The following is a 12,912-nucleotide window of genomic DNA, read 5'->3' on the forward strand; positions in this document are numbered from 1 at the left end:
ACATGATAAACATTTTAACAAATGTCGTCCCTGTCTTTTGGTGAGTAACCAAAAAAATACACTTCTTTAAAGTATATGATATTTGTTGTGAATACTATTCGAAAAACATAGAATTTAAAAGCAACGTATCATTGTACATTACTTAATCTACCCCCACGTTATAGAAATGAGCCCTATTTTATTCATTGGAGGATGGTATGAATGGAATATAAACTATTCGAAGATGAAATTGAAGATTTAGTGGAGTTATTAACTCAAAACAAGTGGATTTATCATACTGAACAAAATGTGAAAGAGGAATCCGTTCGAAAAGGGTATGCAGAAGGATACTATTACAGCGATCGCGAGACGTATTGGATCATTGATAATGAAGAAAAGGTCGGGATTATTATAATTCATGACATAAGAGATACAATCCCTTTATTCGATATCCGTTTAAGTACACGTTATAGAGGAAAAGGATACGGAGTAAAAACACTCCTTTGGTTACAAGACTATCTGTTTGGAGAAAAAGGTAAGATTCGTATCGAAGGATATACGAGAGTCGATAATATCAGTATGAGAAAATGCTTTACGAAAGCTGGCTTTGTGAAAGAGGGCTATTTAAGAAATGCCTGGGAAAATGCAGACGGGACTATAACTGATAGTATCCTATATGGTGCAATAAAAGATGATTGGATTTTAGGTAGAACAACTCCTATTAAGATGGATGATGTACCTTTTTAAAATAAAGTATAGGTTGAAAAGGATGATATTCTTATCATGTTAATTATAGCTATATTACTATTTTAGGTCAGCTTGTCTATTCGTGAGGAGCTGTTGATTTTTCACGGAGAGTGGCGACTCCTGCGGGATGAGCTTGGGCGGAAAGCGCCAACTCGGAGTGAAAATCAACCTTTGCTTATTGATACGCATTATTCTAGATTTATTCCTTAGCTTTTTTTATATACAAACATGTTGACGTAAATTAAACTATCGTGTTATTATTATCTCGAATTCAAGATAACTTAATTCAAGATAAACGAATTCGAACCTTTTAATCCGTGTAAAAAGTAAAATTTAACGTTTTACAGCATAAGGAGGTAATCATAATGGGTTTTTTAAATAAATTATTTGCTTCAAAAAAAGAGGAGGAAAAAACAATGGCAGAATTAAATATCGGAATTATTATCGGATCAACACGTGAAGGTCGTGTAAGTCCGCAAGTAGCACAATGGGTAAAAGAAATCGCAGATCAACGAGGAGATGCTAATTATACAGTTATTGATATTGCAGATTACAAATTACCTTTACTAGGTGAGCCAGGGCAAGATGCTTCAGGTGCTCAAGCTTGGTCAGAAATTATTGCAAAACAAGATGGATTTGTATTCATCGTACAAGAGTACAATCACTCTATTACAGGTGCTCTAAAAAATGCACTAGATTATTTACGTGAAGAATGGAACAACAAAGCTGCAGGTATTGTTTCTTATGGCTCTGTAGGTGGTGCACGAGCAGCTGAACATTTACGTGGTATTATGGGTGAACTTTTAATTGCAGATGTACGTGTACACCCAGCATTGTCACTATTCACAGACTTTGAAAATGGTACTGATTTTAAACCAAAAGAAGTGCAAACAGATTCTGTTAACCAAATGTTAGATCAATTAATTCCTTGGTCAAAAGCTTTATATACAATTCGTTAACTTCTTTCAGCAGAAGTCTCCCACCTCTATAGGTGGTGAAATGAATGCAAATATAAGCTGTTTTTCAGCGGGTGTCCAAACGCCCGCTGAAAGAAGTTAAAGCCTCCGGCGGATGTCATGGAATCGGAAAGGAGTTCTTTGTGCAAGCACAAAGCCGATTCCAGACGCAATTATGCCAAGGCATAATTGATTTTTGTTCAAAGATTGAGGTAGAACGGTATTGGGTAAAGTATAGGTGAGAAAATACATTTAGTCATGAAGGGGCTTGTTAACATGAAAAAACATACTGCGGGTATTCACCATATCACAGCTATTGTAGGGCATCCACAAGAAAATATTGATTTTTATGCCGGTGTACTAGGCTTGCGTTTAGTTAAACAAACAGTAAACTTCGATGATCCTGGCACATACCATCTTTACTTCGGTAACAAAGGTGGTAAACCTGGTACAATTATTACATTCTTTCCATGGGCAAATGCTTATCAAGGACGTATTGGTGATGGCCAAGTTGGTGTAACTACTTATGTTGTACCAGAAGGAGCACTACCATTTTGGGTTAATCGTCTTGCGAAATTCACTATTCCATTCCAAAAAGCTGAACGCTTTGGTGAACAAGTATTACAATTTGATGATCCACACGGACTTCATATTGAATTAGTGGCACGTGCAGAAGGCGAATTGAATGAATGGACATTTGGTGAAGTAACTCCTGAGGTTGCCATTAAAGGATTTGGCGGTGCAACACTGTATTCAAGTCACCCAGAAGAGACAGCAAAAGTATTAACTGAAGTTATGGGTCTTGAAAAAGTAGCAACAGAAGGCGAGTATACTCGTTACAAATCCAGCGCAGATATTGGCAATACAGTGGATTTAAAAGTTGTTCCTGGTATGCGCGGTCAAATGGGTGTTGGAACAGTTCATCATATTGCCTGGAGAGCACAGGATAATGTGGATCACCTAGAATGGCAAGAGCACGTAATGAATCATGGACAACATGTAACCGAAGTGAAAGATCGTAATTATTTTAATGCGATTTATTTCCGTGAACCCGGTGAGATTTTATTTGAAATTGCGACAGATCCACCAGGATTCGCTCATGATGAGACACCTGAGACAATGGGTAGCCAATTAATGTTACCATCTCAATACGAACAGCATCGTGAACAATTGGAAAGAACATTAATTCCAATCGAAGTGCGTGCACTTGATTAAAGGAGATGGGACGTTTGATTTCAATTGATCCTAAGAAAAATACAGAGCGCGAGAATTATAAGTTATTGATTGGCAGTATTATTCCGAGACCTATTGCCTTTGTTACGACGAAGTCAGAGCAAGGGGTCATCAATGGCGCGCCTTTTAGTTTTTTTAATATCGTGTCTTCCAATCCGCCGATGATTTCTCTAGCTGTTCAAAGACCAAATGGGCGCTTAAAAGATACTGCTCGCCATATTCATCATCAGCAACAATTTGTTGTGCATATTGTAGATGAGGATAATGTTAAGCAGGTGAATGAAACAGCCGCGTCCTTACCTGTGACTGAAAGTGAGATTGATCGAGCGCAATTTACATTAATCGATAGCCAATTGATATCTATACCAGGTATTCAAGAGGCGAAAGTTCGAATGGAATGTCGTTTAGTACAGTCGATCCCTTTAATGAATGGAGACGAACAGACAGGTGATTTGTTTATTGGTGAAGTCGTAAAATTTCATATAGATGAGACCATTTATAATGAAGGAAGAATTGATCCAAGAAAACTAAAAGCAGTTAGCAGACTTGCCGGCTTAAATTACGCAAAAATTGGAGATATATTTGAGATAGAACGTCCTGATTAAAATAAAATGCGAAAATGTTGGTATAACAGCATTTTCGCATTTTTTCGTTCTAAAATTATTTTAAAATACGCTCTATATTCACTAAATCTTCGTTTGTTAATAGGACATCCGTTGCTTTCACATTGTTAGCCACTTGTTTTTTATGTTTCCCGCCTGGGATAACTGCATCAACGCCATCTTGAACTAATAACCAAGCAAGTGCTAAATTTGGTAATGTCGTTTGCTTTTCCTCTGCAATTCCTTTTAATGCTTCTACTTTTACTAATGTTTGTTCAAATAATTCGCCTTGGAATAAAGGGTCTGAAGTTCGCCAGTCACCTTTACCTAGCTTAAAGTCTTTTGTATACTTTCCGCCAAGTAGGCCATATGCAAGTGGACCGTAAGGAATAAATGAAATTTCATTTTTTATACAGTATGGCAATAAATCCTGCTCTCCTGAACGATTTAACATATTGTAAGGAGATTGTAGGACAGAAATATCATTATGCACATTTGCTTCTATAAGCTGTTCTAATGTTACGTTTGAAATGCCTATTGCTCGGATCTTTCCTTCTTCTTTTAAACGTGACAATTCACCAATCGACTCCGCAAGAGGAGTTTCGTTATCCGGGAAGTGTAGGTAGTATAGATCTACGTAATCCATTTGTAGCCGTTTCAAACTATTTTCAAATGCCCCACGTAGATATTGCGGATGATTATCTGTTTTTACTGAACCATCCTCAAACCAATGTCTACCTCCTTTTGTTGCTAAAACGAACTCATCCCTAGAGTGATTTTTTAATACTTCGCCAACAAGTTCTTCTGAACGCCCTTTTCCGTAAATGTCTGCTGTATCAATAAAAGTTATCCCTAAGTCAAGTGCAGCTGAAACTAGTTCCTTCCCATCTTGTTCATTTAAGTTTTCAAATAAGTTATGCCCACCTACAGCATTCGTCCCAAGACCAATTTCGGAAATCTTGATATTTGTTTTTTTCAAAGTATGAAGTTTCATAGTCCTACCTCCTCGTTGTTCTGTAATCAGAATAGAGTAAAAAAGAATATTTAACCAATATGCATCGTTGTCGTTTCATATATAGAAACAAGTGCATTTTAATTGCAAAAATGACCAACTAAAGGTCTTAACATTATGCTAAAAGATAATGAATTTCTTCGGTCAATTGCAGACTTGCATCGCTTAACTTTTTTGCATACGACCGAATGGCAGTCTTCTTAATTTGATTCGTTGAACCGTGGAAAGCAATTGCCCCGATGACTTCTTCATTCACATAAATGGGAACGGCGATACAACATTTACCTTCATTCGTTTCTTCATTATCAACAGCATATCCTTGAGTTTTAATGACCTGTAAATGAGGAATCAAAAGACCATAATCATAGAAGGTTTTTGTTGTAAAGGTGTTAAGTTCAATACTATTTAATAGTTCCTGTTGTTTTTTAGGTGACAGATGAGCTAATACTACTTTTCCTAGAGCGCTTGAATGCATAGGTGTCCGAGTATCAATCGCATGAAAAGCAGGCTGTTCAAAAGGCTCACTAATCACATTTTTTATTACCATCTCGCAATCTTCCAAAATACCAATATAAGTAGTTATTTCTTCTTGGCGGGCTAATTGGTATGGCGCTACGAGAGACGCCCATTGGATATCTTTGTGCCAATATAAGTGCTCATCCCTAAAAATATGAGGATTTAATTGATAATACTTATTATATTTAAGAACATAATTCATTTTTTCTAGCGTATAAAGCATGCGAAAAACAGACGTCTTATTCATTGATAATTCTTCCATAATTTCAGTTAATGTAAGAGAATGCTTCTGACGTAATATATCTAAAATCAAAAGGCCCTTTTTTAATGTTGATACTTCATAGGAATCCATTTTGTCCTCTCCTTGCTTCTAGATAGCTTGTACAATATCATCTTTACTATTGATTTACTAGGTTGGGAAATGACTGCAGTTATCTTAATCCTCCTTTAGATATGCTTACTAGAGGAGAATTTTTGTGCCCATGTTTTTTATTTTATTGAAACGATTTACATATTTACAACATCTAACATATAGAAACACGAAAGGTTGGTGAAAAAATTGAAAGTGAAGTCATTATTGTCAAAGGCGAAAAAGGGGAATGACCAAACGTTTATAGAGCTGTTACAGGAAGAAAAATTAAAGCTATATAAGATGGCCTATATTTATATGAAAAATGAAAACGATGCATTAGATGTAGTGCAGGAGACAATAACAAGGGCGTATGCCAATATCCATACAGTGAAAGAAGAGCAGTATTTTGCCACTTGGCTAATGAGAATTTTAATTAATACAGCATTAGAGATGCTACGAAAAAATGAAAAGATTGTTCCGTTGCTTGAACAACAGCCGGAGCACGAGCAAAGTTTAACTAACGATGAAAAGCTAGATTTATTGCAAGCCATTGAACAATTAGAGGAAAAATATAAAACCGTTATCTTATTGAGATACTATCGAGATTTGCAAATAAAAGAAATTGCAGATTTATTAGGTTGTCCAGAGGGGACAGTCAAAACAAATGTGCATAGAGGCATTCAGCAGCTAAAAAAAATTTTAAACAAGGAGGGTGAACTTTATGGAGAGCAATATTAAAGAAGCTATAAATAACATTGACGTACCATTAGAGAAACTTGATCAAGCTATTGAAAAAGGAATGCGCTCAGAAATGAAAAAAAGCAAAAAAGGTTGGAGAACTGCAATTGTTTCTGTTGTAGCAAGTGTAGTTTTGATTTTAGGTTCTGGTTTTATCTCTCCTCAAATGGCAAATGTGCTAGCAGATATGCCGCTTATTGGCTTTATGTATAATATCGTAGAACAGGATGAAGGGCTACAAACGGCGCTTTCTGATGACAATAAGGTGAAGTTAAATAAAACGGTAACTAGTAACGGTATAGCCATTACAGTAGAGGAGATCGTATATGATGGCGCACGTTTGAATGTGATTTTTTCAATGCCAAAATATATGGATATCGCACCAGGCTTTTTGTATGTTAATGGGAGAGAACTCAATACAGGTGAAAGTTTACGGGTTTTAGAAGATCAGGATGGATTTCGCGGTTTATGGGAATTTCCTATCGACGAAGAATTACCCGATGAATTTGATTTAACGTTAAAATTTTTACAAGTAGGATCAACAAAAGGGGAATGGGTATTCTCTACACCTATAAAAAAAGTAAAAAATGATAGTCATAAATTAGTAGCTGGTCAATCAGGGAAAGTTAATGGCATCTCATTTGATGTAGAAAGTGTGGAGGCTTCAGCAACATCGACAAAGATAAAGGTGAAATTTGATGCTACCTCGGATAAATTGTTCTCCGAAGAGGCTGGGGTTTTAAATGCTACTATAATGGACCAAAACGGAGCTCCACTGAAAGTATTGCACCAATCAGGAAGTGGGGGTGACAAAAGTACAACTTATACGTACTTAACAGAACCTTTAAATAAAAATATTACTGATATAAAGATAGCTTATTATTTCTCCTCGTTTGATATGGAACGTAAAGATTTAATTGTCCCACTTGCTGATACATTACCGCAACGAATTTCACAAGGTGAGATGGGGGATCTTGTTATCACAGAAGTGACAAATAAGGGTCAGAAAGCTACGCTGTCTTTCTATGTCGATAGTGATTTCCCTTATAATAATAATCTAATATCTCTTGATGTTAAGTCGGAATCGGGTGAAAGCCTAATCATAGAGTATGCTCATGCAATTGGACCAAATAAATTTCTAGTATCCTATCAGACGAATGTGGGAAAACCAATTATTCATATTTTAGAGACACCGTATATGGAAGTTGAGACATCTGCTAACGTCACAATTCCAGTAAAATAGTATTACAAAAGTTTGATATAAAAGAATGTGTCGATCAACCTCATTCTCTAGTAAAAGATAAATTGTTATAATAATCTAATTGTTGACTCGATTTAAAAATATATATAATATACTGATTATTAGTAAAAATGCATAAAAATGATATTTGTTAGCTGTTTATTGGAAATGGAGTGGTTATTATGGCGAATTTTTTTCGAAGGAAGTCAATTGAGCAAGCCAATAAAATAACTGAAGTTGAACGTTTTAAACTAAAGCGTGAATTAGGGTCGTTGCAGTTACTGCTGTATGTACTAGGGGCTACAATAGGAGCTGGAATTTTTGTACTACCAGGAACTACAGCTGCTCTTCATGCAGGCCCAGGTGTCGTTGTTTCTTTTTTAATTGGGGGTCTTGTAACAATTGCAGTTGGATTAGCCTATGTCGAATTCGCTGCGATGGCGCCCGTTGCAGGTAGCGCTTATACCTATTCTTATATAGCGCTAGGAGAAATTATTGCCTGGATGATCGGTTGGGACTTATTACTGGAATTCATCGTTATTTCTAGCACGGTCGCAGTTGGTTGGAGTGGCTACGTCGATTCATTTTTACAATCTGTCGGTATCCACTTACCGGGAGCCTTAACAAAAGATATTGCTCATGGTGGGGTGGTCAATCTACCAGCTGTGGTTGGTTGGCTTATTGTAGCTTGGATTGCTATGAGCGGGATTAAAAATGTTGGTCGATCAAATATGTTATTTACAATGGCAAAAGTCGGCGCGATTGTTTTATTCCTTGCTATCGGGGCTTTTCACGTTAACCCTATAAACTGGACACCATTTACACCGTTTGGCTGGTCAGGTGTAATGGCGGGAGCGGCGTTAGTGTTCTTTGCCTTTACTGGATTTGATGGTGTAACAACTGTTATGGAAGAAGTAAAAAATCCACAAAAAACAATACCAAAAGCTTTAATTGGTGGTCTGAGTGTATTAACGCTTATTTATGCATTAGTTGCGCTAGTATTAACAGGTATCGTACCATTCCCTGAATTGGATGTTCCAAATCCTACAGTGTATGCACTACAATCTGTTGGTATTCAATGGGGAGGTGCTATCATCGCAGTATCGGTTATTTTTGGATTGCTTGCTACGATGATTGCAAATACAACTAGTGCGACGCGCGTGTTGTTTGCAATGAGTCGTGATGGGCTCCTGCCAGAACGTATTGCACAAACAAATAAAAAAACAGGAGTACCTGTATTATCAACTATAATTGTAGTTGGAACAGGTATTCTCTTATCAGGATTTTTATCAATCGGAGAATTAGCAGAATTTGCGAACATCGGAGGTTTAACTGCTTTTGCTTTAACAACAGTTAGTGTCGTTGTTCTTCGTTATACACGACCAGATCAACCGCGTATATTCAAAGTACCTGCGTTATGGCTTGTAGCAACTGTAGGGGTTGGAGGATGTATTGTATTAATATTTAGTCTACCGTTATTTACTATAGTGCGCTTTATGATTTGGTTAGCGATAGGTTTAGTTATTTACATAGGCTATGGATATAAGCATGCTAAAATGGGCTCTGATAATGAAAATCTATAAATGAGATAAACACCTCTTTAGTTCTAAAGAGGTGTTTTTTAAAAACTAAATTTAATGCAGATCTGGCGCACATCCTTGTGAATCACAACATAGTATAAGTTAAACTCCCTTATATGCCCAGGCTTCGATTTCGCAGAAGGCATAGCCAAGAAAGCCATTTATAATTTTTTGCTTTTCTTGTGCCGTATTAATTTCCCCAAACAAATAAAAAGACTATCTTCGTTAAATCTTGAAGTTCCATATATGCACTTTCAAGACTCTTCCGGATATTTCTATGCTAACTCCATTTGAGCTAATGGCTCTTCAGATACAGTCCCATCTTGTCCACATATTTTAGGGACTCGATACTGCAACTTGATGTTCATAAGGAGCAATTGGTTATGAATATCCTTCGAGGTTTATGGAACTTTCACAAAATCCATCTTTTCTATTATTTTCAGTTTAAAATTTTAATAAGAATATCATACTGAAACTAAGGAGCAATACCAAAATCTGTTCTTGATTAATAGGAATGAACGCAATTATGCCAGAGCATAATTGATTCTCTTCATAAAAGTAGTTACATTAGCTATGATGGTGTTCAAAGGGTTATAATAGAATAATAGAATTAAGGCTTATAACGCTGATACAGCTTTCAATAAAGTACAAAAGTATGATCATTAATTTACAATTTGATAAGACATATAATTCTTTTCGCTCCATGGATTTATTTATTTCTTATAAGACTTATAAAGCGGCATGCAAGTAAGTCTTTTTCTAAGTGATGATGGGAATAATAATCCAAAGAAGGGGGCATATACATAAGGATGATACGAAATGTTTTACATCAATTTATTAATTGCTTATGTTCATTTGATAGCGAAACCCAGGCAGTAAAGGCAGCGAAGCCGTTTTGTAGAAGGAGTGAATACATGAGTAATTTCTTTCGAAGCCCCGGATTTAAACGTTTTATAATTCTTGTTGGGATCGCTATTGCACTATATTTGATGCGAAGTATGATCAATCTTATTCTTCTCACGTTCATTATTACGTACTTGATGAATCAACTGACTACGAAGACAACAAAAATGATTAGAAAATACACACCAATGAACGAAAAGGCTGTGACAGTTACCCTTTATCTTTTACTTGTCGCAGGTATTGTTGCAATTATCTACAAGTATTTGCCTGTCGTAACCCAACAAATTACACAGCTCTTTGACCTCATTGCTAGTTTTAGTCTCGATCCAGATGATAACGAGATTGCAAGGTATTTAGCTCCAACCTTTGAGAAGATTGAACTGGGTAAATATTTAGAGCAGGGTGTAGACCTCACGCTAAAAAATCTTACGAATATTGGTAAAGTTATTTTGCACATATTCATCGCACTAATTTTAAGCTTGTTTATTTTACTTGAGAAGAAGCGGATTATAGATTTTACAGCGAAATTTAAAGATAGTAAAATGAGCCATCTATACGATGAACTACATTATTTCTCGAGGATCTTCATTCGTTCATTCGGTAAAGTTATTGAGGCGCAGTTCATTATTGCCGCTGTCAACTGTGTTTTATCTGTTATTGCTTTATACATTATGGGCTTCCCGCATTTAATTGCATTGGGGATTATGCTCTTTATATTAGGATTAGTGCCAGTTGCAGGGGTCATCATGTCCTTGATTCCTCTCACTATAATTGCATATAGTATCGGTGGACCAATGTACATTGTTTATATTTTGGTGATCGTTATGGTACTACATGCTATGGAGGCATACTTCTTAAATCCAAAGCTGATGTCTGCCAAGACAAATCTTCCAATTTTCTATACATTCATCGTCATTCTCTTCTCAGAGCATTTCTTTGGTGTATGGGGATTAATTATTGGTATTCCATTATTCATGTTCCTTCTCGATATTCTGGGCGTTACGTCCTCAGAGGATACGGCAAAAAGTAATGGAAGCACAAGTGGACAAATAAATTGAATAAAGTTTCGTTCAAAAAGGAATCAGTGTGTCTGATTCCTTTTTGTTTTATTAATTGAAAATATATACATATGATAAAATGAACTATGACACAATTTGGGGGGATAGATGTGAGTAATTATGTTAAGTTGCTAGATACGGAAGCAGCCCATGCAAAGCCTAATTTTGATATGGCAATACTTTGCATGGGGTAGATTTCAATATTTGCCTTGAAGTATTTCTTATAAAATTAGCTTTGCTACCTTATTTTATTCATTTCAAAATAAAATTGAGGGGTTGGCATAAATGGCTTATAAGAAGGCTTCAGCTATATTACCGAAAGAGCTTTTAATAGAAATCCAAAAATATGTTCAAGGTGAAACGATTTATATTCCTAAAATAGAAAACACGTATTTAGAGTGGGGTGCTCGTTCAGGCTCAAAGAAATATATTGAGAATAGGAATAAGTCTATAAAAGAAGCGTTTACAAATGGAGCTTCTATTGAACAATTATCTAAGGAATATCATTTAGCTGTAGAAACGATTAAAAAAATTATATATACAAAGTAATTTGTTTAAGCACTAGCACCTGATTTGCTAGTGCTTTTTGTATGTCTTGTACGTTTCTTAATCGAACTAGGCATATTCTTTCCGCTAGAGATCTTGTTCAATATAGTTAAAGGGGGAGGTTAATTTATGATTACAGGGCAAAGTGTATTTTTAAGACCAATTACTGAAGAAGATGTAGATAGTATCTACGAGTGTTTTCAAGATGAAGAGATTATGTATATGACAGGTGCACGTAACATTTTAACGAAGGATCAGATTAGAGAGGCTTTGAGTCGATTTAGCGAAGATTCTACACGCTGTGATTTTGCTATTTGCTTAGTAGAAAATAGCCGAGTTGTTGGTGATTTAGCTATTATGGAAATAGACTTAGACGATAAAAAGGCAATATTTCGCATAGCTTTACATAGGATAGGGGATTGCGGTAAGGGATATGGGGCTGAAGCGGTTCAGCTTGTTCAACAATTTTCGTTCGAGGAGCTTCAGCTTAATCGTTTAGAGTTACAAGTATATTCCCATAATATTCGGGGAATAAAATCGTACGAAAAGGTAGGCTTCAAAAAGGAAGGAACTTTAAGGCAATCCTTATATATGAACGGTAAGTATTCAGATGAAATTATTATGAGTATTTTACGTGATGAATATATGGAATTAAAAAAGAGCTATTAGTCTTGATCCTTGCTTTAGTGGTATCGCGCGCAGCGTTCCCAGGAAAGCGCTCAGTCGGAACAGACATTAACCACACATTATGGTAACTGTGACAGTAAATAGTAAAATGTGATGTGATATAAAAATAAATCTTTGTTAAAGGGGGCGGTCATTATGACGAATAAAACTTTTTTTATCTTTAAATACTGGGGGATAACGCTAACTTAATAAAGATATAAAGCGTTTCCCCTGATTTCGGAAGGGGAAAAATATGAATAAGAATTCAGTGAAGATTGTAAAAGTTAATGCCGAGAATTGGTATGAGTGTTGTCTATTAGAGATATCAAAAGAGCAAAGAAATTATATTGAACCAAACGCTATTTCAATAGTGCAATCAAAGTTTGAGCTAACATTAAAACCATACGTTATTTATTTTGAAGAGAAAGTAGTTGGTTTTTTAATGTTTAATTCTGTTAAAGAAGAGCTTGATGGCTATTGGATTTATCGAATTATGATAGATAAGCATTTTCAAGGTAAGGGTATAGGGAAAGCGGCTACTAAGCTAATGATTTCAAAAATAGCTAAATTACCAAAGGCGCAAAAAGTTATAGTAGGTTACCACCCAGAAAATAAAGGTGCGCATTATTTATATTCAAGTTTAGGATTTAAAGATTATGGTGATCGCTTTGGTAAAGAAATGGCTGTCATCAAATATTTACATGAATAATAAAGAAAAGGGAACAATTCAAGGTCCCTTTTGAATTTGTCCTCATTAAAGTGAAAGAGAAACATTAAAAAGCTA

Annotated in this window: 13 protein-coding genes; 11 read left to right on the forward strand and 2 right to left on the reverse strand. The window is 35.7% G+C overall.

Annotation, left to right across the window (positions count from 1 at the left end; translation table 11 throughout):
- Window positions 1-201: 201 nt before the first annotated feature.
- The 4 genes from ACFTQ7_RS10610 to ACFTQ7_RS10625 all read left to right on the forward strand — a co-directional run bounded on the left by ACFTQ7_RS10610 (window position 202) and on the right by ACFTQ7_RS10625 (window position 3,520).
- Window positions 202-726: a GNAT family N-acetyltransferase gene (locus tag ACFTQ7_RS10610; protein ID WP_386828592.1), complete on the forward strand. Its 525-nt coding sequence runs from the start codon at window positions 202-204 to the stop codon at window positions 724-726.
- A gap of 365 nt (window positions 727-1,091) precedes the next feature.
- A complete protein-coding gene (locus tag ACFTQ7_RS10615; RefSeq protein WP_386828594.1) occupies window positions 1,092-1,685 on the forward strand; it encodes an NADPH-dependent FMN reductase in 594 nt (197 codons plus the stop codon).
- 273 nt (window positions 1,686-1,958) lie between these two features.
- A complete protein-coding gene (locus ACFTQ7_RS10620; protein ID WP_349659461.1) occupies window positions 1,959-2,897 on the forward strand; it encodes a ring-cleaving dioxygenase in 939 nt (312 codons plus the stop codon).
- Window positions 2,898-2,911: 14 nt separating this feature from the next.
- The gene (locus tag ACFTQ7_RS10625; protein WP_386828597.1) at window positions 2,912-3,520 is read left to right on the forward strand and encodes a flavin reductase family protein; all 609 of its coding nucleotides are present in this window, start codon (window positions 2,912-2,914) and stop codon (window positions 3,518-3,520) included.
- A gap of 55 nt (window positions 3,521-3,575) precedes the next feature.
- On the opposite strand, the gene ACFTQ7_RS10630 is transcribed toward ACFTQ7_RS10625, so the two are convergent.
- Together ACFTQ7_RS10630 and ACFTQ7_RS10635 are read right to left on the reverse strand one after the other, a co-directional pair.
- Entirely contained in the window at window positions 3,576-4,511 is a 936-nt protein-coding gene (locus tag ACFTQ7_RS10630) for an aldo/keto reductase (protein WP_386828599.1), read from the reverse strand.
- A 133-nt stretch (window positions 4,512-4,644) separates the two neighbouring features.
- Window positions 4,645-5,397 (reverse strand): IclR family transcriptional regulator, encoded by a 753-nt coding sequence (locus ACFTQ7_RS10635; protein WP_349659458.1) that lies wholly within the window; start codon window positions 5,395-5,397, stop codon window positions 4,645-4,647.
- A gap of 213 nt (window positions 5,398-5,610) precedes the next feature.
- Here ACFTQ7_RS10635 and ACFTQ7_RS10640 point away from each other — a divergent pair, with 213 nt between their 5' ends.
- The 7 genes from ACFTQ7_RS10640 (at window position 5,611) to ACFTQ7_RS10670 (ending at window position 12,837) form a co-directional block, all read left to right on the forward strand.
- Entirely contained in the window at window positions 5,611-6,135 is a 525-nt protein-coding gene (locus ACFTQ7_RS10640) for a sigma-70 family RNA polymerase sigma factor (protein ID WP_386828822.1), read from the forward strand.
- Window positions 6,119-7,378: a DUF4179 domain-containing protein gene (locus ACFTQ7_RS10645; RefSeq protein ID WP_386828601.1), complete on the forward strand. Its 1,260-nt coding sequence runs from the start codon at window positions 6,119-6,121 to the stop codon at window positions 7,376-7,378. The genes ACFTQ7_RS10640 and ACFTQ7_RS10645 overlap by 17 nt, the downstream gene beginning before the upstream one ends.
- 179 nt (window positions 7,379-7,557) lie before the next feature.
- Complete coding sequence (locus tag ACFTQ7_RS10650) at window positions 7,558-8,958, forward strand: amino acid permease (RefSeq protein WP_386828603.1); 1,401 nt, start codon at window positions 7,558-7,560, stop codon at window positions 8,956-8,958.
- A gap of 911 nt (window positions 8,959-9,869) precedes the next feature.
- Window positions 9,870-10,916: an AI-2E family transporter gene (locus ACFTQ7_RS10655; protein ID WP_386828605.1), complete on the forward strand. Its 1,047-nt coding sequence runs from the start codon at window positions 9,870-9,872 to the stop codon at window positions 10,914-10,916.
- Between the two features lie 285 nt (window positions 10,917-11,201).
- Window positions 11,202-11,465 (forward strand): CD3324 family protein, encoded by a 264-nt coding sequence (locus ACFTQ7_RS10660; protein ID WP_386828608.1) that lies wholly within the window; start codon window positions 11,202-11,204, stop codon window positions 11,463-11,465.
- A gap of 126 nt (window positions 11,466-11,591) precedes the next feature.
- On the forward strand, window positions 11,592-12,131 hold the full coding sequence (locus tag ACFTQ7_RS10665; RefSeq protein WP_386828610.1) for a GNAT family N-acetyltransferase: 540 nt from the start codon (window positions 11,592-11,594) through the stop codon (window positions 12,129-12,131).
- A gap of 250 nt (window positions 12,132-12,381) precedes the next feature.
- Window positions 12,382-12,837 carry a GNAT family N-acetyltransferase gene (locus ACFTQ7_RS10670; RefSeq protein ID WP_386828612.1) on the forward strand — a complete coding sequence of 152 codons (456 nt, stop codon included), beginning with the start codon at window positions 12,382-12,384 and terminating at the stop codon, window positions 12,835-12,837.
- Window positions 12,838-12,912: the final 75 nt, after the last annotated feature.

The organism is Lysinibacillus sp. NPDC056959 (assembly GCF_042674095.1).
Lineage (GTDB): Bacteria > Bacillota > Bacilli > Bacillales_A > Planococcaceae > Lysinibacillus > Lysinibacillus zambalensis.

Excerpts from the sequence above, each read along its gene's own strand:
- ACFTQ7_RS10650 (WP_386828603.1), top strand. The coding sequence starts at position 7,558 with ATGGCGAATTTTTTTCGAAGGAAGTCAATTGAGCAAGCCAATAAAATA.
- ACFTQ7_RS10610 (WP_386828592.1), top strand. The coding sequence starts at position 202 with ATGGAATATAAACTATTCGAAGATGAAATTGAAGATTTAGTGGAGTTA.
- ACFTQ7_RS10645 (WP_386828601.1), top strand. The coding sequence starts at position 6,119 with ATGGAGAGCAATATTAAAGAAGCTATAAATAACATTGACGTACCATTA.
- ACFTQ7_RS10670 (WP_386828612.1), top strand. The coding sequence starts at position 12,382 with ATGAATAAGAATTCAGTGAAGATTGTAAAAGTTAATGCCGAGAATTGG.
- ACFTQ7_RS10635 (WP_349659458.1), bottom strand. The coding sequence starts at position 5,397 with ATGGATTCCTATGAAGTATCAACATTAAAAAAGGGCCTTTTGATTTTA.
- ACFTQ7_RS10630 (WP_386828599.1), bottom strand. The coding sequence starts at position 4,511 with ATGAAACTTCATACTTTGAAAAAAACAAATATCAAGATTTCCGAAATT.
- ACFTQ7_RS10655 (WP_386828605.1), top strand. The coding sequence starts at position 9,870 with ATGAGTAATTTCTTTCGAAGCCCCGGATTTAAACGTTTTATAATTCTT.
- ACFTQ7_RS10660 (WP_386828608.1), top strand. The coding sequence starts at position 11,202 with ATGGCTTATAAGAAGGCTTCAGCTATATTACCGAAAGAGCTTTTAATA.
- ACFTQ7_RS10620 (WP_349659461.1), top strand. The coding sequence starts at position 1,959 with ATGAAAAAACATACTGCGGGTATTCACCATATCACAGCTATTGTAGGG.
- ACFTQ7_RS10615 (WP_386828594.1), top strand. The coding sequence starts at position 1,092 with ATGGGTTTTTTAAATAAATTATTTGCTTCAAAAAAAGAGGAGGAAAAA.
- ACFTQ7_RS10665 (WP_386828610.1), top strand. The coding sequence starts at position 11,592 with ATGATTACAGGGCAAAGTGTATTTTTAAGACCAATTACTGAAGAAGAT.